At 68.9% G+C, this 21,416-nt stretch carries 15 protein-coding genes and 6 pseudogenes; 10 read left to right on the top strand and 11 right to left on the bottom strand.

Annotated elements, in window-relative coordinates:
• Positions 1-371 precede the first annotated feature (371 nt).
• Together ACIQ7Q_RS17745 and ACIQ7Q_RS17740 are read right to left on the bottom strand one after the other, a co-directional pair.
• On the bottom strand, positions 372-902 hold the full coding sequence (locus ACIQ7Q_RS17745) for a hypothetical protein (protein ID WP_403862234.1): 531 nt from the start codon (positions 900-902) through the stop codon (positions 372-374).
• Between the two features lie 461 nt (positions 903-1,363).
• Positions 1,364-1,621 (bottom strand): annotated as a pseudogene (locus tag ACIQ7Q_RS17740) (CbrC family protein); the annotation flags it as partial.
• On the opposite strand from ACIQ7Q_RS17740, the pseudogene ACIQ7Q_RS17735 reads away from it, so the two are divergent.
• A pseudogene (locus tag ACIQ7Q_RS17735) lies at positions 1,597-1,848 on the top strand (DUF4158 domain-containing protein); the annotation flags it as partial. The pseudogenes ACIQ7Q_RS17740 and ACIQ7Q_RS17735 sit on opposite strands and share 25 nt — an antisense overlap.
• A gap of 141 nt (positions 1,849-1,989) precedes the next feature.
• A pseudogene (locus ACIQ7Q_RS17730) lies at positions 1,990-2,175 on the top strand (transposase); the annotation flags it as partial.
• A gap of 464 nt (positions 2,176-2,639) precedes the next feature.
• On the opposite strand, the gene ACIQ7Q_RS17725 reads toward ACIQ7Q_RS17730, so the two are convergent.
• The gene (locus ACIQ7Q_RS17725) at positions 2,640-2,999 is read right to left on the bottom strand and encodes a nuclear transport factor 2 family protein (protein WP_403862232.1); all 360 of its coding nucleotides are present in this window, start codon (positions 2,997-2,999) and stop codon (positions 2,640-2,642) included.
• Between the two features lie 130 nt (positions 3,000-3,129).
• Positions 3,130-3,906 (bottom strand): annotated as a pseudogene (locus tag ACIQ7Q_RS17720) (ISKra4 family transposase); the annotation flags it as partial.
• Positions 3,907-4,385: 479 nt separating this feature from the next.
• Between ACIQ7Q_RS17720 and ACIQ7Q_RS17715 the strand changes: the two are divergent.
• The 4 genes and pseudogenes from ACIQ7Q_RS17715 to ACIQ7Q_RS17700 all read left to right on the top strand — a co-directional run.
• Positions 4,386-4,520: a hypothetical protein gene (locus ACIQ7Q_RS17715; RefSeq protein ID WP_403862229.1), complete on the top strand. Its 135-nt coding sequence runs from the start codon at positions 4,386-4,388 to the stop codon at positions 4,518-4,520.
• 58 nt (positions 4,521-4,578) lie between these two features.
• Positions 4,579-6,402 (top strand): glycoside hydrolase family 15 protein, encoded by a 1,824-nt coding sequence (locus ACIQ7Q_RS17710; protein ID WP_403862226.1) that lies wholly within the window; start codon positions 4,579-4,581, stop codon positions 6,400-6,402.
• Positions 6,403-6,526: 124 nt separating this feature from the next.
• Positions 6,527-6,734 (top strand): annotated as a pseudogene (locus ACIQ7Q_RS17705) (ferredoxin).
• A pseudogene (locus tag ACIQ7Q_RS17700) lies at positions 6,724-6,960 on the top strand (FAD-dependent oxidoreductase); the annotation flags it as partial. The pseudogenes ACIQ7Q_RS17705 and ACIQ7Q_RS17700, both read left to right, overlap by 11 nt.
• A gap of 86 nt (positions 6,961-7,046) precedes the next feature.
• Here ACIQ7Q_RS17700 and ACIQ7Q_RS17695 read toward each other — a convergent pair.
• The 4 genes from ACIQ7Q_RS17695 to ACIQ7Q_RS17680 are packed head-to-tail and all read right to left on the bottom strand — an operon-like array spanning position 7,047 to position 11,002.
• Positions 7,047-8,084: an NAD(P)-dependent alcohol dehydrogenase gene (locus ACIQ7Q_RS17695; protein WP_403862223.1), complete on the bottom strand. Its 1,038-nt coding sequence runs from the start codon at positions 8,082-8,084 to the stop codon at positions 7,047-7,049.
• Between the two features lie 23 nt (positions 8,085-8,107).
• The gene (locus ACIQ7Q_RS17690; RefSeq protein ID WP_403862220.1) at positions 8,108-9,331 is read right to left on the bottom strand and encodes a cytochrome P450; all 1,224 of its coding nucleotides are present in this window, start codon (positions 9,329-9,331) and stop codon (positions 8,108-8,110) included.
• A gap of 55 nt (positions 9,332-9,386) precedes the next feature.
• Complete coding sequence (locus ACIQ7Q_RS17685) at positions 9,387-10,787, bottom strand: NAD(P)/FAD-dependent oxidoreductase (RefSeq protein ID WP_403862217.1); 1,401 nt, start codon at positions 10,785-10,787, stop codon at positions 9,387-9,389.
• Positions 10,784-11,002 (bottom strand): ferredoxin, encoded by a 219-nt coding sequence (locus tag ACIQ7Q_RS17680; RefSeq protein WP_352218551.1) that lies wholly within the window; start codon positions 11,000-11,002, stop codon positions 10,784-10,786. The genes ACIQ7Q_RS17685 and ACIQ7Q_RS17680 overlap by 4 nt, the downstream gene beginning before the upstream one ends.
• Positions 11,003-11,554: 552 nt before the next feature.
• Between ACIQ7Q_RS17680 and ACIQ7Q_RS17675 the strand changes: the two genes are divergently transcribed.
• Positions 11,555-11,974, top strand: a complete 420-nt coding sequence (locus tag ACIQ7Q_RS17675) for a hypothetical protein (RefSeq protein ID WP_403862214.1) — start codon at positions 11,555-11,557, stop codon at positions 11,972-11,974.
• A 221-nt stretch (positions 11,975-12,195) separates the two neighbouring features.
• Here ACIQ7Q_RS17675 and ACIQ7Q_RS17670 read toward each other — a convergent pair whose 3' ends face one another.
• Entirely contained in the window at positions 12,196-14,349 is a 2,154-nt protein-coding gene (locus tag ACIQ7Q_RS17670) for a SpoIIE family protein phosphatase (protein ID WP_403862211.1), read from the bottom strand.
• Between the two features lie 464 nt (positions 14,350-14,813).
• A complete protein-coding gene (locus ACIQ7Q_RS17665; RefSeq protein WP_403862208.1) occupies positions 14,814-15,449 on the bottom strand; it encodes a TetR/AcrR family transcriptional regulator in 636 nt (211 codons plus the stop codon).
• 451 nt (positions 15,450-15,900) lie between these two features.
• Here ACIQ7Q_RS17665 and ACIQ7Q_RS17660 point away from each other — a divergent pair, with 451 nt between their 5' ends.
• From ACIQ7Q_RS17660 to ACIQ7Q_RS17650, 3 genes are read left to right on the top strand one after another with little or no spacing between them, the layout of a single operon-like run.
• Complete coding sequence (locus ACIQ7Q_RS17660) at positions 15,901-18,480, top strand: SpoIIE family protein phosphatase (protein ID WP_403862205.1); 2,580 nt, start codon at positions 15,901-15,903, stop codon at positions 18,478-18,480.
• A gap of 50 nt (positions 18,481-18,530) precedes the next feature.
• Positions 18,531-20,906, top strand: a complete 2,376-nt coding sequence (locus ACIQ7Q_RS17655) for a SpoIIE family protein phosphatase (protein ID WP_403863553.1) — start codon at positions 18,531-18,533, stop codon at positions 20,904-20,906.
• Positions 20,907-20,909: 3 nt separating this feature from the next.
• The gene (locus ACIQ7Q_RS17650) at positions 20,910-21,134 is read left to right on the top strand and encodes a DUF317 domain-containing protein (protein ID WP_403862202.1); all 225 of its coding nucleotides are present in this window, start codon (positions 20,910-20,912) and stop codon (positions 21,132-21,134) included.
• A 113-nt stretch (positions 21,135-21,247) separates the two neighbouring features.
• On the opposite strand, the gene ACIQ7Q_RS17645 is transcribed toward ACIQ7Q_RS17650, so the two are convergent.
• Positions 21,248-21,416 (bottom strand): transposase family protein (locus ACIQ7Q_RS17645; protein ID WP_403863550.1); only part of this gene is annotated, 169 nt, incomplete at its 5' end.

Here is a 21,416-nt window from a genome sequence, read left to right as displayed (position 1 = left end):
CCACGACTCTCAAAGATTCCATCGACTTTCACTCCAAGGCGCCGCTGTCCCAGCTGCGCTCCGCCACCGGACCGCCCTGGGCCGGTGGCGAAGAGGCAACGAGGGGAGAGGCGTTACAGAAGGGCCGGGCGCCGGACGGCATCGGCGGACTGCTCGATTCGTGGCGTCGCGGCAGTGGAGCGACGCGAGCCTGCCACCCATGGCGGTGTCCGCAGGCATGTGTGAGGGGACAGGCCCTCCACTCAGCCGACCGCCTGGGTGGCGGTCAGCGACCGTTGATGCCTGGACCAGCGGTCGCCGACCGCCGTCGGCAGGTATCACGGCGAGGCGTGGCGCACGGTCTGGGCGGACGGGCACAAGCGGTGTCTGTCTCACAGGCCGGCGTGGTCCTGGTCGTGGTGGTGCCGGTTCTGGCCGTCGTGCTCGTAGCGGTCCCGGTCGTGGTGGTGCCGGTTCTGGCCGTCGTGCTCGTAGCGGTCCCGGTCGTGGTGGTGCCGGTTCTGACCGTCGTGCTCGTAGCGGTCCCGGTCGTGGTGGTGCCAGTTCTGGCCGTCGTGCTCGTAGCGGTCCCAGTCGTGTCGGTACGAGCTGTCGGACGTCCAGCCACGTCCTTCGCCGTCCGAGCGGTAGCAGCGACCGTCGCGGTCGCGCAGGGCCGATTCGGTGGCGCGGTCGTCCTGGTGCCAGCCACGGACTGCGTCCCAGCAGTAACCCTGCTCGAGCAGGTAGCCGACACCGTGGTCCCAGCGGTAGTCACCGGCCTTGACGCTGACGACCGGGCGCTGGTCGTGCGCGGACGCAGGAGTCGCGGCCGAAGCCGTGCCCCCGGCACCGAGAACGGCGACACCAGCGACCACCACGGAGGAAGCAGCGATAGCGATGCGCTTCGTGAGCTTCTGCATGATCTTTCCTTCCGGTTGGTGCGATCTGCACCAACGGCTGCTTGCACAGGCGATGTGATGCGCCCGGCGTTGTCGGACAAGCTTTTCCATACGCTGTATGGAATCGCCTTGTCAGTAGTACCATACGTCGTACGGAAAAGTCGAGGGCACCTCGTCAGGGGTCCGCGCCGGCGCTTCGTCGACGTGCTTCCGCTGAACCGCCCGCCGCCGCCCTCGCCGAGAACAGCCACAGCATCACCAAGCACCCTGCCGCCGGACACAGCGAGACCTCCACTGGTCGGTCTTCAAGCCGGACACCCGGACGAAGTAGGCCTGCACTTCGAGGAGATACTCACGCACGCCGGTCATCTCGGGCTCCCCATGGAGAAGATCAGCCACACCGGCGAGCAAATGGGGGGCCGTCCATGAGAGTTGGGTGCGGATCCTTTGAAGGGAAAGGCGCGTGCCGGGCTGGGCCGCGGCTATGAGGCGTCGGCGTAGGCGAGGTGGGTGCCGCAGCTGGTGCAGCGGAAGAGCATGGCGCTTGCGCCGTGCCCGAGGTGGGTCAGGAAGTTCTCGAGCTGGGATGCGTCGTGCCAGCCGCTCAGCCGAAGCTCTGCTCGAAGCTGGTCGAGCGCCTCGGGGTGGGCGGCCAGGTCGGTGTATCCGGCCTCGCCGATGAAGGCGGCAGCGTCGTTGCAGTGGACGAGCCAGTGTGGATCCTGCCAGGCGTGGAAGCCGGGGGTGCGGCGGGTACCGGGCGGCGAAGACCATGAAGAACCACCGGGGCCTGGTACGGCAGCGGGTTGGCGTGGCCTACGACCAGGGCAGGGCCCGGCGGATCGCCGAGGCGTCGATCCGCAAGGAGGCCGCGTCGAAGAACAGGCCGGCGGACCTGATCAACATCGCGCTGGAGAAGGTGGTGGAGGCCGGGCTGGAGCTGCCGGCGTTCTCCACCTTCGACGCGGTGGCCTCGACCGTCCGTAAGGACGTGAACGCCTCGATCTGCGCGGGTATCCACGAGCGGATGAGCGCGCCGGAGCGGGCGGGTCTGCTGCGGCTGCTGGAGGAGCGCGAGAGCGACGGCACGACGCTGGCCGCAAGCGGAGTCACCGACACCCTCGGCCTGCTGCTCGCGGTGCTGGTCACAGCCGCGAGCGTGCAGGACTCCGTCGCCGGCACCCACCTGATCGACCAGGTCGCGGCTGCCCACCCCTCGATCCGTAAAGTCTGGGTAGACGGCGGCTACCGCCAGCACCTCGTCGAGCACGCCGCCCGCCTCGGTGTCGGGATGCCGGCGGCGCAGGGTGGGCTCATCCGGTGAGGCGACCGAGGCGGTTCCGTCGACGCGCAGCCGGTAGCAGGTGCCGTCCAGGACGGCCATCTCGCCGTCAGTCGGCCGCGCGTGGCCGACCTCAGGCGAGTACGAAGGTCCGACGAGCATGAGCGCCAGGGTGCTGAACCGTCTTGGCGGCCCGGATCCGTCCGGTCAGCTCCTACACCACGGTACGGGACGCGACCGTCCTACTCGGGTCCTGGTCGATCCCACATATCGGCGCGAGGAAGGGCGCTTGGCTGTACCCGGCAACCTGGTTCCGAGCCTCGTTGTCAACCGTCCCACCGCTGCCGTACGTTGGCAGGTGAATCCGGGACCGGCACCGGATCGCGCTCCAGCACCGTGACCTCGCGTCCGTCGCAGTGAGGCGTCGATGCGACGGACGAGCCGCAGACGCTGGCGCCGACGAAGACGACGCGTGATTACGGCGCTGGAAGCGGTCCGAAGAACCCCACGATGCGCTTCAGCCGCCCGTCGGGGGCGAGCTCGCCGAAGTCGATGCCCTCGAGCGTGACCGCGCCGTCTGCGTCAAGCATTTGCCAGGCGAAGCGTAGATAGCCGTCGTACGCGTCGACGCCGCTGGTGGTGACGACGCGTACGCCGTGGAAACCGCCGATGTGGGCTACGAGCGCCTCGCGGCCCTCGACGACCGCGGTCGGGTCGCAGTACACACCGTCATCCGTCCACGCGCGTTCGAGCAGCGTCCGCCGCTCGTCGTCGTTGGGCGCGTCCCAAGCGGCGACGTAGTTCGCCACCGCTGCGGCTGCCGCGTCGATAGACATAGCTCAAACCCTATGCGAGGGAGCTCTCGATACAAGTCGAACTCGGTGGGGCGGAGGGGACGCGTGAGCCTCCCCGGGCGCGTACCAAGCGGCGGAGGCGTCGAAGCTCAATTCGGCGGCGATCTCGGCTGTCTCGAAGGTTGGCGATCAGCCTTTCCATACACCGCATGGAGGCGCCGCTCATTGGTAACATACGACGTATGGAAACGTCGAGCTGGTCGAGGTGCCCGGTCAGGTAGCGCTCGCAGGCGTCGACGGCTTCGCGACGGGCGGCCGACAGGTGTTCCCGCTCCGCCTGGGCGCTCATCTCGGCGGCGACCCGGGCGACATGGCCTGCCAGGATCGCGGTCAGATGGTCGGCCGCCCATGCCTCGGCCTCGGTGGTACCGGGTTTGTGGAAGGCGTGGGCGGCGGCCCAGACGTACTCGGCCACGTGCACGAAGTCCAGCAGGACATGGACCGTGACGCCACGTCGGCCAGCCTCGGTTGCGATCAGGTCGAGCTGGTGACGGGCACCGTCGACCAGGACGACCCACGGCCGCTGGTGCTTCGCCTCGGCCTGGTCGAAGGCGCCGGCGATGACCTGCTCGGGCGGGCGGACCATCGAGGCGGTGCACCACTTGTTCTCCGCCCTCGGCCCCGGGCGGGCGGGACGTTCGCCGCTTCGGCCGCCGGGCGGGTGGATCACATCGTGCGGGCGCCTGGGGGCGGGACGAGTGTCGAAGACGCAGGCCACGGTCGCCATCCGCTTCCGGTTCGGTTTCTCGCCCGGCGCGAGCCGGCCGCGATGGCCACCACCGGCCGCTTTCGCGGCGGCCCGGCGGGTGGCCTCGCGCAGAGCCTCCGGGCGCATGACCACGCCCTTGCCGTCCACCTGGACCACCAGCGGCATCTCGCGGCTGCAGGGCCATCGGCGCGGCCTCCGACCTGGCCTGTCGAACGGGCCCGGCTTGCAGGTAAAGTGGCTGTAGAAGCAGCCGAAGCCAAGGTCGGCGAGGTCCGCGATGGTCCGAATGCTGGCGCTGGCGTCGCCGGACTCGGCGGGGATCCGCCGCTTGCGGACGAGTGAAGCAGCAGCGTTGCGCCGTCATAACGGTCGCCAGGAACGTCGACGTGTTGCGCGGGTGACCGTCAGGACTTTCGCCGCCCGACGCGCGCCTACGGAAGCGCGAGTTCCCGGCCGGAAAACTCCCTGAAGCCCCCCATCACGCTAAAGCCCCCGACGCGCGATGCCTGCGCGACTCCCCTGTCTGTCCGGTCATCCGAGCGATTGGGCATCAGGCTCTCCGCCGGATCTCCGAGAGCCCCGACACGACGGTCATCCCCTCAGCTCAGGCTTCCTCAGGAGGAAGTCGTGGCAGAAACCCGTAAAGCGCTGGTGCAGCGATGAAAGCCCTCAAAACGGCGGTGTGCGGCGACGCCACGTGCCTGGTCAGTCACCTGCCCAGGCACATCGGCACCTCGTCGGAGGGCAGACCACCGCTTGTCCGGCTGCTCGAGGCCGCCGCCGGGCCGCCCTGATGCCCCTGCGATCGGGAAGGACCACAGTAGAGGCAGGATCAAAAGGGAGGCTGCTGCGATGTCCGGAGCAGATACACAGCACACGTCAGCCCCGTACCTGCCGATCGCTGAGCACGGCTTGATCGGGGATCTGCGCACAGCGGCCCTGGTGGGTACCAACGGGACCATCGACTGGTACTGCTGCCCCTCCTTCGACTCCCCAAGCGTGTTCGCGGCCATCCTGGACGCCACCCGGGGCGGGGCGTTCGAGTTGTCCCCCACCGTGCCGGCCGACACCAAACAGTTCTACTTCCCGGACACCAATGTGCTGATCACCCGGTTCTTCACCGAGGACGGGCTGGGAGAGATCCAGGACTTCATGCCTGTGGAGGACGCCGGCGAAGCCTACCGCCACAGGCTGATCCGGCGGGTGGTGTGCGTCCGCGGAACGATCCCGTTCCGGGCCCGGGTGGCCCCCCGGTTCGGCTACGGCGCCCACTCGCACACCGTGCGCATGCTGGAGCATGCTGCCCTGTTCGCCTCCGAGGCACTGTCACTGACACTGACCGCCACGGTGCCCCTGAAGTGCGATGAGAAGGACGTGTGGACGGAGTTCGAACTCTCTCAGGGGCAGATGACGGTCTTCGCCCTCGACCGGGTCAGCGGCGAGACTCCACCGCGCATCTGCCCGCTCGCCGAGGCCGACCTGGCGTTCACCTCCACGGTCGCCTTCTGGCGGCGCTGGCTGCAGCAGTCCTGCTACCGCGGCCGATGGCGGGAGATGGTGCACCGCTCCGCCCTCACCCTCAAGCTGCTCACCTACGTGCCCACCGGCGCGATCGTGGCAGCCCCCACCACCAGCCTGCCCGAGCAGATCGGCGGCGGCCGCAACTGGGACTACCGCTACGTGTGGGTGCGCGACTCCGCATTCGCCCTCTACGCGCTGCTCAGGCTCGGCTTCTACCACGAGGCCGAGGCCTTCGTGGACTTCCTCACCCAGCACATCGACCAGCGTGAAAACGGAGCGTCCGGGCCGCTGCAGATCATGTACGGCATCGATGGACGCTCCGAGCTGCCCGAATGCGAGCTGCCCCACCTGGAGGGCTACCGGGGCTCGGCGCCCGTGCGGATCGGCAACGACGCCGCCACCCAACTGCAGCTCGACATCTACGGCGCCCTGATCGACTCCGTGTACCTCTACGACATGTGGTGTCAGCCCCTGACGAGCGGCCACTGGCGCGAGGTGTGCGTCCTGGTGGACTGGGTCTGCGAGCACTGGGACCAGCCGGACGAGGGCGTGTGGGAGACCCGCGGCGGGCGCAAGAAGTTCCTCTACTCCCGGCTCATGTGCTGGGTGGCCATCGACCGCGCCACCCGCATCGCCGTGCACCGCGGCCTGCCCGCCAATCTCGCCCGCTGGGGCCCGGTGCGGGACACGATCTATTGGCGGATCATGGACAAGGGCTGGTCGCCCGCCCGCCAGGCCTTCGTCCAATACGAGGGCGGCGACGTGCTGGACGCGGCGGTGTTGATGATGCCGCTGACCAGGTTCATCGCACCCCGCGACCCCGTGTGGCTGTCCACCCTCGATGCCCTCGGCAACGAACTGGTCTCCGACTCCCTGGTCTGGCGCTACGACCCAGCGGCCAGCCCGGACGGCCTCGAAGGCGACGAAGGCACCTTCTCCATCTGCTCCTTCTGGTACGTCGAGGCGCTCACCCGCGCCGGACGCCTGGACGAAGCCCGCCTGGCCTTCGAGAAGATGCTCACCTACGCCAACCACCTCGGCCTCTACGCCGAGGAGATCAGCCACACCGGCGAGCAACTGGGCAATTTTCCGCAGGCGTTCACCCACCTCGCCCTCATCAGCGCTGCCTTCAACCTCGACCGCGCCCTGGGCTGACCGCCGCCCTCCCGTGGAGGAAGCCGCACCCGGCCTCCGTCCTTGCAGCCGTGGCCGCGCAGGCGTCCAGGTCTGCCCCCATGATGGAAATGAGGGGGGTGAGACAACGGAGGGAGTGGTGGGGATGGGGGCCCTTGTGGACCTCACTCGCTGCCAGGGCTACGCCCAGTTCGTGTTCCTCGCGCCGGAGGTGCCGATTGCACGGGGAGGAGGGGTCGCTGTACGCCACGACCGTCCCCGACGACCGGGTGGAGCGCGTGCCCCAGGCCGCGGCGGCGTGCCCCGTGCAGGCGGTCCACCTCGGTGAGGAGGTGAGCGGCGGTGCCCGGTGATCTCGAGGACGGCCGTATCGTTGTCGTCGGCGCGTCGCCGGCCGGGTTGAGCGCCGCGGAGGCGCTGCGTGAAGAGTGCTTCACCAGCTCACTGACCGTGGTCGAAGACGAGCCCCACCGCCCTATGACCGGCCGCCGCTGTCCAAGCAGGTGCTGCTCGGCCAGGCGACGGCGGACACTCACAGAGCGGCCGATGCGCCAGGACCCGGACGCCGACTGGCGGCTGGCGGCTGGCGGCTGGCGGCTGGCGGCTGGCGGCTGGCGGCTGGGAACAACGCACTGATCGTGCTCGTGGGCAACCTCTCTGGGTACTCACGCGTGGGGGGTGATGACGGCGCGTCCTTGGATCTTGCCGTCGTGCAGGAGCTGGTAGGCCTCGCCGGCGCGTTCCAGGGGGAAGTGCTCGACCAGCATCTTGATCTTTTGCTGCTGGGCGAGGGTGATCACTTCGATGAGTTCGGGGATGAAGCCCCAGTACGGGGAAGCGACCGAGCATTCGTGCTGGGGGCTCGAGAAGTCGACGGGGAGAGCCCCGCCGCCGAGACCGACGATGGTCAGGTGGCCGAGCACCCGGGCCACCTGAGCGGCCATCCGCAGAGTCGGGTCCACGCCGACCATGTCCAGCACGAGCTGAGCGCCCTGCTGCCCCGTCATGTCCTTGATGCGCGTGACCGCCTGATCGCCCGAAAGCAGCGCCTCGTCAGCACCAATGCGCTTGGCGGTCTCCAGCTTGCCGGCGTCGGTGTCCACGGCGACGACGGTGGTCGCCGCACTGAGCGCTCGCAGAATCTGGATGGCCATCTGGCCCAGACCACCCGCCCCGATCACCACTGCGGTCGAGCCCGGCCCCAGCAGATGCAGCGACCGCTTGACGGCGTGATAGCTGGTCAGCCCCGCGTCGCTGAGCGGGGCCGCCTCGCGGGGATCGAGGCTGCCCAGCGGGATCAGGAATCGCGACGCCGGGACCAGCAGGTACTCGGCCATTCCGCCGTCGTTGCCGGCCAGGCCCCCGCCCAGACCGGCGGTCTTCTGGCAGTAGTTCTCCCGGCCCTCCCGGCAGTTGGCGCACAGTCCGCAGCCCCAGGGACCGTAGACGATCACCGGGTCTCCGGGCGCAAAGCCGGTGGCGCCCGGTCCCAACGTCTCCACCCACCCCGCATTCTCATGGCCGAGCGTGAAGGGCAGCCTCGTGTCGTCTCCAGGTGCGGGTGCCTGCATGATGTGCAGATCGGAGTGGCAGGCACCGGCGCCCGCGACCTTCACCAGGACCTGCCCCGCCCCGGGCTCGGGCACCGGCACCTCGCGCAGCTCGGGTGGTTGTTGCCACTCGACCAGTTGAAAAGCTCTCATGGCGATTCCTTTGCGCGAGCTGGTCAGTCCCGGATTCCGTCGATGTCGAGCAGGAGGTGGCGTGGGCCGCGGAAGATCTGGCTGCGGCGATACGGCGGCGGATCCTCGACGAGCCGCGGGTTCTCCACACGGCGGAGGAACTCGCCGAGCGCGATCTCGACCTCGAGCCGCGCGAGCGGCGCGCCGAAGCAGTAGTGGATGCTCTGGCTGAAGCCGACGTGCTGGTTGTCGGGGCGTTCGATGTGTGGCTCGTCGGGGTTCTCGAATCGTTCGGGGTCGCGGTTCGCCGAGCCGTAGGCGATGAAGATGGGCGCGCCCTTCGGAATGGTGGTGCCGGCGATGTCGATGTCCTCGAGCGCTGCCCGGGTGTGCCAGAGCTGGACCGACGACTCCAGGCGCAGGAACTCCTCGATCCCGGGCACGAGCAGCTCCGGCTGGTGGCGCAGCTGCTCGTAGACGTGGGGGTGGCGCAGCATGGTGAGAACGCTGTGGGCGATCAGGTTGACCGAGGTCTCGTGCCCGGCGAAGAGCAGCAGCAGGGCATCGCTGATGATCACATCCTGGGGCAAGCGCCCCTCGGGGCTGTCGTCGTTGACCATCGCCGAGTACATGCCCGGGCCGGGCTGCTCGGTGTACTGGTGAAGCAGGTCGGCCAGGAACTGCCGGATCTCCTTAACCGCACCGGGGACGCCCTGCGCCCGGCGCTGCTGTTCCGGGTCGTTCGCCTCCGGGCCGAAATCGATCCCGTCCAGGGCGGTCTCGATCCAGTCGTGGAAACGCGGTATGGCTTCCAGCGGTATGCCCAGGACCTTGCAGATCACGGTCACGGGCAGCGGGAAGGCGAAGTCGTCGACGAGGTCGATCCGGGCCTTGCCCTTCATCTGGTCCAGCAGCTCGGCGGTGAGGCGGCGGATCTCGGGCTCGAAGTCAGCGATCATGTGGGGGCACTCGGGCGGGCCGAAGTGCCGCATCATCCGGCGGCGGTCCACATCGTGCTGGGGCGGGTCCACGTTGATGATCGATCCCTCGAAGGGGTTGAAGAGCTGGTACTGCTCGGGGCGTTTCCTCGGATCCGAGGTGACGCGCAGGTCGTGCAGCAACTGGACGACCTCCCGATAGGTGCTGACGACATACGAGCCGTCCGGCTGACGCGCCACCGGGGTCTTGCGCAGCTCTTCGTAGAAGGGATACGGGTTGGCGCGGTTGGCGTAGCGGAGGGACTGCTGCCAGGGCGTTTCCTCGGCCATGATGGTGCCCTTCTTCCTGGGTGCGGGTCCGGTGGGTCGCTTCGTCGCGAGGGCTTCAGCGTCGGGGCCGGAACAGGGCTTTGCGCTCGCTCGGATCGTGGCCGGTCAGGACGACTTCGGGTATCGCCGTCGGGACGCCCAGCTCCGGGAACTGGGCGGGTATCGGCTTGGTGTCGTCGGGCCGGTCCCAGCCCGGTGGCGGGGGCGGGAACGGACCCGATTCCTCGATCAGCCGCCCGTAGTACTCCAGCCACTTGCCGTGATCGAAGGTGACGGCGCCGACGATGCGGCCCCGGCGGCCGTAGGCGGCGGCGAAGCGGCGCTCCTCGACCGATCCTTGCGTGAAGACGATCTCGTCGCCGAAGGACGGCACGCCGACGGACTTGATATTGACACCGAACTGGCCGGACCAGAAGCCGGGCAGCAACAAGTGCGGGCGGTAGAGGGGCTCGACGTTCACCATGTTGTGCGCCGCGGCCTGGGCGCCGAGGACGGCGTTGTCCCAGTGCTCCATCGCGAGGAACTGATACTCGTACAGCACGTGGGGTGAGCGCGCCACATCCCCCGCCACATAGACACTGTCGGTCACCACGCCGTTGATATCGAAGGCCCGGCCGCCCGCGTCGCAGCCGACGCCCCAGAAACCGGCCGCCAGCCCGGAGCCCTCCAGCCACTCCACATTGCGGATCGACCCCAGCGAGGCCACCACCACGTCGGCCTCAACGGTGGTCCCGTCCGAGAACCGGGCACGCCGCACGTGCCCGTCGGCGTCACCCTCCAGCGACGACACGCCCAGCCCACAACGCAGGTCCACGCCATGGTCGCGCTGCATCCCCGCCGCGATCTCCCCGATCACCCCGCCGAGCGCGCCGACCAGCGGCGCCGGGCCCCGCTCGGCGACGGTCACCGGGAGATCGAGTTCCCGGCAGACAGAGGCCATCTCCGAGCCGATGAACCCACCACCGATGATCAGGACCCGTGACGGCCCCGCGGCCAGCGCCTGTTGCAGTCGCGCGGCATCATCACACGAGCGCAGCGTGTACACACCCTCCAGGGCGGCTTCGGCCGGGTTGGGCCACTGGCGCGCGCGGGTGCCCGTGGCGATCAGCACCCGGTCGTACGGGACCTGCTCGCCGTCCTCCAGGCGTACCTGCTTGGTTGCCCGGTCCAGCCCGGTAGCTGCCACCCCCAGCCGCCACTGCGCATCCACTTCTCGCAAGCGGGGCAGCTTGGTGTGGTCGGCCGGCACCCACCCTTTGAGTACCTGCTTGGACAGTGGGGGACGGTCGTAGGGCTCATGCGGCTCGTCCCCAATGATGGTCAGAGGCCCGCTGAAGCCTTCCTCACGCAAGGCTTCAGCGGCCCGCAGTCCCGCCAGGGAGGCGCCGACGATGGCGATCCGGCCGTGGGTCCTGAAGTTGCGCACCACCTCCGCGACGATTGCAGACACGGTCATGGCGTCACGCTCCGCTCCGCGCCTTCCAGGCGGTCGATCACGATCGCTTGCACCGGGCAGGCGGCAGCGGCCCGCTGAACCTGCAGGCGCTGCTCGTCATCCGGGTTCGGCTCGTAGGTGAGCGTCTCGTCACCACTCAGTCTGAAGACCTCGTGCGCCAGAAACACGCACTGTGCGTATCCCTGGCATCGATTCAGGTCCACGACGATCCGCATGGCGGACTCCTTCCGTCCTGTCTCCGGCCCACAGCGACCATCGGCGCGGTCATTCGTCTCCACCGCAGCCATCAGGCCCATCAGACCCCTTCGGCCAGGTAAACCCGGCTGCACGGCCCACCCGTTTCTCAGCCGAGCCACCCGGCTGAGCGCCCGCGTGTCCGATCTTGTTCGCCCCGGCGGTTCTTTCGCAGGACGCTTACAGCCGGTGGGCGTCACGCCCCGGAGGTCGCGGTCAACATCCGATGGCGTCGGCATCAAGATCAAGGTGCACCTAGACAATCCCCCACAAGAGGGATTATTCGCTCCATATTTCATGGTCGCAAACCCGCAGCCAAAGAAAATATGCGCCGTGCGGAATACTCCAGCCCACAGCGGGCGGCGTTCGCGGTGCCGGTGCAGTGACCATGGCGCAGGCCGACGGAAACGGCGGCCCGCATGCCACCGGCGGGCTCTCCGACAGCGGCAGCGGCCTCGCCAACTCACTCTGGCAGCACCCTTCTTGGTCTGCCGACGTTCATCCTCGCCGCGCGCGCGAACAAGCCCACCGCGTTGTCTCTCGATCACCAGATCCTGGCCGAGTTGAGCAAGATCCTCGGCTGCACCGTCCTGCTCGGGGTGTGCGTCGAGGACGCCTTCGTCTACACCGACCATGCGGCTGCTCGCCAACGTCCCGGACGAGGGGATGTACCGGCTCCTGGAGCCGGCCGGTGCGGAGCAGGCGGAAGAGGTTCGGCAATCCTTCGCCGAGCTCCCCGAGTCCGCTCCCGCCGACTCGCCTTCAACCGCGGAGTCACGTTCGCGGACGCGTTTGCCGTGGCCACGCCTCTGTTGGCATCCGACGGCAGTCCGATAGCGGCGATCGGTGCAGCAGTCGACCCCGCAGAAGGGGATCGTCTCGACGATGTCTGCGAAGAGTTCAAGAAGGCAGTCGCCGTTCTCGGCCCCGACCACGGGCTCAACCGCGCCTGATCCCCTGCAAAGGCACGGGTCCGGCTGTCGCCCTCCGGCGATGTCCGCCTGCCCGTCCGCTGTCCGCCCTGCCGATCGGCACTCGGCGCTCCACGCCGCGCGTGTACGCGTCGGGGCGCGTGGCGGAGACCGCCTCCCCGCTCTCGCCGTTGGTGCTTCAGGGAGCACCAACGCGCGACATAGCGCTCCTTCTGGCCGTCGCGGCAGCGACGGCGCACGCCTCAATAGACCTTCAGCAGCAGGAGGGCGGTGTCGTCGGCACGGTCGCCTGATGGCTGGGCGTGGGCAAGGAGTGTGTCGACGATGTCGTCCAGTGGCCCGGTGGCTTTGGAGAGGACGGCCGCGAGGTCGGTGAGGGCGGTTTCGTGATCGGTGCCGGGGGTTTCGATGAGTCCGTCGGTGTAGAGGAGCAGGAGTGTCCCGGGAGACAGAGGGATGTCGGCGGTGGGGTACTGCGCGGCGGGGTCGACGCCAAGCAGAGGTCCTGGCGGTGCCGCCAGGATGTCGGTGTGCAGGTCGGGGTGGCGCAGCAGGGACGGGCAGTGACCCGCAGTGGCCAGCTGGGCGCTGTGGTGGACGGGATCGATGTGCGCGTACAGGCAGCTGGCGAGCAGGCCGGGGTCGAGTTCGTTGAACAAGTGGTTGGTACGGGCGAGGACTTCGCCTGAGGTGGCGCCGGCGACGGCGTAGGCGTGGACCGCGGTGCGCAACTCGCCCATCAGGCAGGCGGCGCCGACACCGTGGCCCTGCACGTCTGCGATGACGGCGGCGGCCTCGGTGTCCGACAGGCGGATAAGGTCGTAGAAGTCGCCGCCCACCTCGATGCCGTGGCTGGCGGGAAGATAGCGGGCGGCCACGTCCAGGCCGTGCATCGCGGGCAGCGTACGGGGCAGCAGGCCGGCCTGGAGGCCTTCCGCCAGCTGGTGGTTGGCGTCGTACTGCCGGGCGCGGTCCAGTGCCTGGGAGATCAGGGCACTGATGGCGGTGAGGGTGGCACGCTCCTGCAACGAGAAGGAGCGGGGCTGTTGGTAGCCGACCACGCAGACTCCGAAGTACTGTCCGGAGGCCATCAGGGGCAGCCATGCCCATGCGCTCATACCGTCGTCGATGGAGGCGCTCTCGGGATACGCCGCACGCAGCTCGTCCGGGTCGGCGAAGAAGGACGGCACTCCCTGGGTCAGCCCCCAGGACGGTGCGCTGGTGGTCAGCCCGGGGAGCGGGAGGTCGGAGGTGAGGGGGGCGTGGTCGAAAAGGTCGACCAGTTCCGGGCTGACGCCGTGGTGGCCGACGACCCGCACCCGGCCGGCCTCCGCGACCAGCAATGCGAAGCCGTGCGCGTGCAGGGCGACCAGAAGGTGACCGGCCACCTGCTCCACGACCTCGTCGACGGACGCTGCCGCGGCCAGGCCGCCGGAGAGCTGCATGATGTGGTAGTGGGCGCCCAGGTCGGCGGGGCCGGGCGCCGCACCGGTACCGAGGGGCAGTTCGTCCCGGCTGTGGGCAGCGCCGGCAGGAACGGAGATGCGCAGGCTCACACCGGTGCGGTCCGGGTAGAGCTGAAGGAGCAGTTCTCTGCCGGTACGGGGCTGCTTCACCGTGTAGGACGTCGGGAGCTGGCTCGCGAGGGCGACCTGGTACCGCAGTCGGTAAGGAGCGGGAGCCAGCCACGGTACGGCTTTCCACACGCGGGCACCCAGCAGGTGCGGGATGCTCACGCCCAGCAGGTCGGCCGCCGTGTGGTCGGCGAAGGTGATCCGTCCGCGCACGTCGAGCCGGCACGCCCCTTCGGGAAGAGCGGCTATGAAGTCCGCTGCGGCCTGAGGGGGCGCCGGTGACGTGGGATGCGCGGGCGTCGGCGGCAGCAGACGTGCCGTGAGTCCGGGCTGCACGCGGTGCCCGGCCTCGGCGGCGTCCTGCAGGAGCACGGCAATGCAGCGGGCCGCGGTGGTGAACCGGCCCCGTGCGCGCGCGTCCGAGGCGGGCGATTTCTGAGAGAACAGCAGCAGCATGGCGCCCCACACGCGGGAACCTGCCACGATCGGGGTCGCCGCGACGGCGCCCAGGAAGGGAAAGGTCAGGGCCAGGTGGGGATATCGGCCGGCGACTTCTTCGCCGGAACCGACCCACACCAGATGCCGCTCGAGTATCGCTTCCGCAAGCGGGCCCTCGGTTACGGCAGCCACCCGTATGCGTCGCAGCAGGCTGACGAACCCCGTGGGCATCCCGAGGCTCGCGTCCAGGACCAGGACTTCGCCGCCGGGCTCGAGCAGGAAGATCGCTCCCGCGTGCGCACCCGTAGCGGCCACCGTCCGGGCCACTATCTGATCCAGCAGCTCCTGGACGGCGGCGGGTTGCAGGTCCTCGCCATTGACCATCTGCTGCGCTCGCTTCGCGGAGTCGTGCGCTTCTCTGCACGGTACGCCTCTCTGCAGGATAGGCGGGGCCACGCAGGCCCGCTGCGAAGCCGCCGACGATCGGCAGATGCCCGCCTCGGCGTGGGCGACGCTCAGGTGGGGTCATGACACGCCACTGCTGCCTGCCCACCGTGCCGGAGAGCAGGGCGGTGGGCCAGCCGGCGGCGTGGCAGTTCTGGGTCGGCGGAGTCCTGAAGAGCAAGGCCGGCCTGAAAGCAGGACGACGAAAGCAAAGCCGCAGCCCGCGAGCCACGGGCCGCAACCAGCCGAAACACGGCTGCTCGGCCGCGTGTCCCAGACCCCCCGCCCCCACCGGCAGAACGCCATGCTCCGCGGCCCCACCACCTGCCCGTCCAGCGCATCCGCCATCCACGCCATCCCATGCAGCCTCGGACTCCGCCCCGCGCCGCGCCACAGCTCTCTCTTCACTCCGCAACGGGAAGGGAACGCCGGGCGACATCGCGGGCCTCATCGGGGGAGAGGCCGAGCATGTGCAGGAGCATCTCGGCCATTGCGCCTGCGGCTCGATTGCTGTCGACCTCGGGCTTGTTCGACCGCAGCTCCAGGAGCGCCAGCAGGCTGCCGTTCAGCGTGGTCAGGGCGATGACCGGGTCGGCTACGGAAAAGCGGCCCGAGGCGATGCCCTGCTCCACGTCGCGCTTCGCGCGCGGAGCCAGTCCGCGGCCGGCGCATATGCGGCGGAGCTCGCTGTGGCACAGGATCCGCATGATCTCCGGGTGCGACTCGGCTACGCGTGCGCTGAGCCGCACGCCCCCAGCGACGCGCTCCGCGGGATCGTCGAGGCCGCGCAGATGTTCGTCGATGGCTCGTGCGTACTCCTCCATTGCATCGTCCACGGCCGCGTCGAACAGGTCCGGCTTGGACGTGAAGTGGTTGTAGAAGGAGCCGAAGCCCACGTCCGCGCGCTCGGCGATGGCGTGGATGCTGGCGCCGGTGTCGCCGGACTCGGCCAGGATCTGCCGCGCGGCGCGGACGAGTGCCTGCCGGGTCTCGGCACGACGGCGTTCGTATCGATTCCTGAGTGAGGCTGACATCGGCATGCACCATGAACAATCCTAGCAGTTCTGATAATTTAATCATCGCACTAAATGTCGTAATTGTCCACTCGTTCAGCACCTGCCGTCATCTAGGCCCCGCAACCAGGGAGGGCTGGGGCTGGATCCAGCCCTGACGCCGGACTCGCGCGAATCGCTCTGATCAATCGATCAATATTGGTGAACTTGACTTCTTCGGGCCGCTTGGTGATGCTTTCATCACGTTTGACGGAATAGTCCGAACGCAGCGGGTGCTGCATAGGACGCACGGGACGGCTGACCTAGCAAAGAGCACCCCTCGGGCCCTGGTCCGTCACCGCGCTCGCCACCACGGCTACCACCAGACCCCGATCCTGTCGGCCGCCGTGGGCCCAGGCTGCATCTGCCGTCCTGCGGATCGGCGCACCACACAAGGCCAACACTCCGCGCACCTACGCACCGGAAGGGATGAACCGCTATGAATACCGAAGAAACGGCACTCGCTGAGCCGGTGAACCACAGCGAGACACCCGACGCGGCGATAGCCGTGATCGATGCGGAGGGGACGGTGGTCGGGTGGACACAGGCCGCTCAGCAGCTTGTCGGGTACTCGGCCGGGGAGGTGGTGGGCCGCTCCGCCGCACACGTGTTGCCGCCCTCCGAGGACGCCCTGAGGGCTAGAGCAGTCGCCGAGCAGTGCCATGCCCAGGGTGGCTGGTCCGGCACCATGACGGTCCGCCACCGCGACGGCCGCACGCTCACCATGACGCTGCGGGTCTCGTTGCTGTGGGGGCAGGACGCCGACACCCGGTGGCTGGTGTCCGTGACCGACATTGGTTCCCTGTCCTCGGGGGCGGTCAACGGACCGGTACGGGAGTCGCTCCTCGCCCACGCACCGATCGGCATCGCCGTTTATGACCCTCAGCTGCGCTGTACCTGGGTGAATGACGCCAAGGAACGCCAAGACGGCGTCCCTCGTGGCCGACGCTTCGGACGCGGCCTGAAGGACTGGCTGCCCGCCGTCGAGGCCGAAGCGCTCGAGGTGGTGATGCTGCAAGTGCTGGAGAGCGGCAGCACCATGGTGCACGAGTACCGGGCGTGGCCGCTGTCGGACCGGCGCCGTGAGCATGCGTTCTCGGCCTCGTTCTTCTGCCTCCAGGGCGCGGACGGCACACCACTGGGCGTGTGCTCCATGACCGTGGATGTCACCGGCAACCGGCGGGCGCGTGAGCGCCTTGCCATCCTCAGCGAAGCCAGCACGCGCATCGGCAGCACCCTCGACGTCATGCGGACCGCGCAGGAACTGGCCGACCTCACCGTGCCCCTGCTCGCCGACCACGCCCTCGTCGACCTGGTGGAGTCGGTTCCGTTCGGCGTGGAACCCTCGGCACGGATCGGCACGGCAAGCGGCCGCCCGCCGCTGATGCGCCGGGCCGGTCTGGCCTCCGTCGACCTGGGTGTCCTCGAGTTGCCGTGGGTGCGCGAAGAGGCGGTCCGCGCCCACCCGGACTCGCCGTTCAGCGCCGCACTGCGCACGGGCAGGTCCTACCTGGAACCCGGGCTGGACACCCATGCCGGCCCCTGGGTCGAGAACGATCCGGTGCGGGCGCAGAAGGTCCGTGACAGCGGCATCCACTCCCTGATGGTCGTACCCATCCGTGCGCGGCGCAGCGTGCTGGGACTTGCGCTGTTCGGCCGGTCCGTGGAACAGACGCCGTTCCAGGAGGACGACCTGCTCCTCGCCGAGGAGCTCGTCACCCGGGCCGCGCTCAGCCTGGAGAACGCCCTGCGGTACGCGCGCGAACGCACCGCCGCCCTCACGCTCCAACGCGACCTGCTTCCCCACCGTGTGCGAGGCGGCGCCGCCGTCGAGGTGGCCTCGCGCTATGTGCCGGCCGACATGGACCACGGCGTGGGGGGTGACTGGTTCGACGTGATCGAGCTGTCCGGCGCCCGGGTGGGCCTCGTCGTCGGCGATGTGGTCGGACACGGCATCAACGCCGCGGCGACCATGGGCAGACTGCGCACCGCCGTGCGCACGCTCGCAAACCTGGAACTGCCTCCCGACGAACTGCTGACGCACCTCGACGACACCGTCCGGCGGATGAACGACGAAGACGCCGACGATTCCGACGAGGACCCCGCGGTGGTGAGCGCGACCTGTCTGTACGCCGTCTATAACCCGATCACCCGGCAGTGCACGATGGCGCGGGCCGGGCACCCCCCGCCCGCGATCATCGACCCGCAGAGCCAGGTCACCTTCCCCGACCTGCCCGCCGGAGCCCCACTCGGCCTCGGCCTCGGTCTGTCCGCCTTCGAGTCCGTGGGACTGGAACTCCCCGAGGGAAGTGTGCTCGCGTTCTACACCGACGGCCTGGTCGAGTCCCGCGACGACGACATCGACGTCGGCCTGCACCGCCTGGGCGCCGCCCTTTCACAATCCGATCGGTCCCTGGAAGACCTGTGCTCGGAAGTCATGGAGACCGTGCCGGCCCAGGCACACTCCGACGACGTCACCTTGCTCCTTGCGCGAACCATCTCACTCCAACCGTCCCGGGTCGCGTCCTGGGACCTGCCGAACGAGCCGACCGCCGTGCGCACCGCCCGGCACCTGGCCGCGCGTCAGCTCAGCGAATGGGGGATGGGGCATCTCATGACCACCGTAGAGCTGACCGTCAGTGAACTCGTCACCAACGCCATCCGCCACGGCTGCGGGCCGATCCGCCTACGGCTCATTCAGCACCAGGTTTTGACCTGCGAAGTTTCCGACACCAGCACCAGCCACCCACGCCCGCAGCATCCGCGCACCCTCGACGAGAGCGGCCGCGGCCTCTCCCTCGTCGCTCAGCTGTCCCGCAGGTGGGGCTCCCGCTGCGCAGGGGACGGCAAGATCGTCTGGGCCGAACAGGACCTGCCCTCCGCAGTCGTTGCTCAGGGATGCCCCAGCGCCGGCAGTCCACTGCAGCACGCAGGGCACAGCGCAACCAGAGGTGAGCCGGTCGGGACCGGACGCCCGTCCCCCGTCACCTCGCCCTCCTACAAGGAAGTGGGCAAATGAGCATGAACGATCTTGATCACGCAGACTCGGCACGTGATCCACAAGCAATGATGCGCGGGTCCGGTGCTCGTCCCGACAGGTCGCACGCCTGCGATGGCGTGGCAGCCGCCGTGGTCGACCATCGAGGCACGGTGCTCCGGTGGACCGGGGCAGCGAAGGACCTGACGGGGTTCACGGCCGAGGATGTCTGCGGCCGTCCCGTACAGGAACTGGTGGCCGACCCCACGGACGAACTGCACAGGTCCACGGAGATGCCGGAATCCGGCCAGGTACGGCTGCGGCATCGGTCCGGCGACTCCATCGATGTCGCCTTCCGGACCTCTGCGGTGGAAGGCTGCGCGGAGTTCCTTGTCCTGGCGGCACCCGCACACCACGTCTCCGACCACGAGCAGGGCGCAGCACTCCTGCGCGCACTGTCCTCACAGGACGGGATCGCGATCGCTCTGCACGACACGGATCTCGCCACTGTGCAGACGAACGCCGTGCTGGGCACTCTCGACGGCCGTCAAGTACGGCCCGGCACTCGGCTGTGCGACGTGCTGTGTGCCGAAGACGCCGAGAGCCTCGAGGCCGTACTGCGCCAGGTGCTCGAGACGGGCGTCCCGGTGATCCGCAGGAACCAAGAAGTGAGCTGGCGGCACGATCCGGCGCGGCAGCACGCGCTGTCGCTGTCCGCCTTCCGTCTGGAGAACGCGCGAGGACGCCCCACGGGGGTCGTGGCCCTGTACATCGACAACACCGACCATATGCGCGCTCGCCGTCATCTGGATCTCGCCGGCAAGGTGGCGGAGCAGGTAGGAGGATACCTGGATGTCGTGCGCACCGCGCAGGATCTGGCGGACGTACTCGTACCCGCCTTCGGGGATCTCGTCGCAGTCGACCTCTCGCAGTGCGTGTTCGACGGGGACGAACCCCCGAAGCAGCTGGGCGATGGAGGTGTTTGTCTGTGCAACGCGGCCCATGCGCCGGCCACGGCAGTGTGGCCGACTGGCATCCGGCACGGCGACCCCGTCCCCTACGTGGTGGACCACCCCATCAACTTGCAGACCGGCGAGGCAGTCACCCATGACCGTGCCGACGTCGTTGCGCTGATCGGCAACCCGCAGCTGGTCGAGTATCTCGTCCCGGAGGATGCCCATTCGGTGATGGTGGCACCGCTGTACGCCCGCGGCCTCACGCTCGGCGCCATATCGGTCTGGCGCACCGGCCGATCCGACCCGTTCACCGAGGACGAGGCGGATCTCATGACGCAGATCGCCTGGACGGGCGCGCTCGCCATCGACAACGCCCGCCGTTACACCCGCGAGCACCGGGCGGCAGTGGCGCTGCAGCAACGTCTTCTTCCTCCGTCCACGACCGACACCCCGGCAGCCGAGACCGCCGCCCTCTACCTGCCCGCAGGCGGCGGAGCGGAAATCCGCGGCGACTGGTACGACGCCATCGCTCTTCCCTCTCTCCGCCTGGCCCTTGTCTCCGGAGACGTGATCGGCCACGGCATGTCCGCGACCGCCACCATGGGCCGCCTGCGCACCGCCATCCAGACCCTCGCCGACCTCGAACTCGAACCGGACGAAATGCTCACCCGGATCGCGGACCAGGTCCAGCGCCTCATGGCCGAAGCCCCACCCGACCACCACGACGTGGTCGGTGCCACATGCCTGTACGCGGTCTACGACCCGGTCACCCGACGCTGCACCATAGCCAGTGCCGGGCACCCGCCGCCCGTCCTGGTCCGGCCCGACGGGACCGCCGAGGCCGTCGGGATCTGCCCGGGGCCACCACTCTCCATCGGCGACATGCCGTACGAGACCACCACGATCGACATCGAGCCGGGCAGCGTCCTCGCACTCTGCACCGACGGCGTGGTCGAACGGCGCGACCACGACATCGACCAAGGACTCCGGCGCCTGACGGATGCACTCGCCGCGTCCTGCCGTCCGGACCGCGCTCTGGACGAAACCGGCCGGGCTGTCCTCGCCGACCTGGCAGAGCAGGCGCCGCGCGACGACGCAACCCTGCTGCTGGCCCGCACCCGCGCCGTCCCGGCGGAGGACACCGCTCGCTGGGAGATCCCGGCCGATTCTGCCGCCGTCTCCGAGGCCCGGGAATGGACAACCCGCCAACTCACCAAGTGGGGACTGGACGACCTCCACTTCACCACCGAACTCATCGTCAGCGAACTGGTGACGAACGCCATGCGCTACGGTCGTGCGCCGGCGGAACTGCGTCTGATTCGCCACGACGTTCTGGTCTGCGAGGTCACCGACTCGAGCAGCAGCCAGCCCCGCCTGAGGCGTGCCCGCACTACCGACGAGGGAGGACGCGGCCTGTTCCTCGTCGCTCAACTCGGCGCGCGCTGGGGCTGCCGTCATGGCCAGAACCGCAAGACGATCTGGTCCGAACAGCTCATCGAGTGTCCCCCCTGACCGGTGGCCTTCTCGTTGCGGGTGTGTCGTGCCGTAGTCGACGACGAGGTGGGCGCATCAGAAGCCCGGCACCTGCAGCAGACGCTCGCCACCTGGACCGTCTGGGCCGGCCCAAGCCCCGACCGCCCCACTTGGACCCTCACCGCGTCCCCGCACACCCCGAGTTCGCTGCTGGCCGCCCTCTCCTCAAGTCGATCCCCGCGCACCGCTCTTCCATCACGTCCATGAACCCTGCCCCTCCCGCCGAGACGATCGCGACGGGCACCCGCCCATCCGGGGCCACAGGATTCAAAGACGCTCTCTTGCGTGCTCATGGCAACAACACTGAGCCTTTTCCAACCTCAGGCTGCCGCGTGATGTAGGACGAGGACGGCTTGGACGATCGCGGTGATGCGGCTGGTGCTGCAGCGGAGCTTCCGCAGGAGGCGCCAGCCCTTCAGAGTGGCCATGGCCCGCTCGCCGAGACAGCGGATCTTGGCGTGGGTGCTGTTGTGCCGGCGCTTCCACCGC

It is taken from the genome of Streptomyces sp. NPDC096176 (assembly GCF_044763255.1).
Taxonomy (GTDB): Bacteria; Actinomycetota; Actinomycetes; order Streptomycetales; family Streptomycetaceae; genus Streptomyces.
The sequence above is the reverse complement of the archived record's forward strand: the minus strand, read 5'-3'. Positions and strand labels throughout refer to the sequence as shown.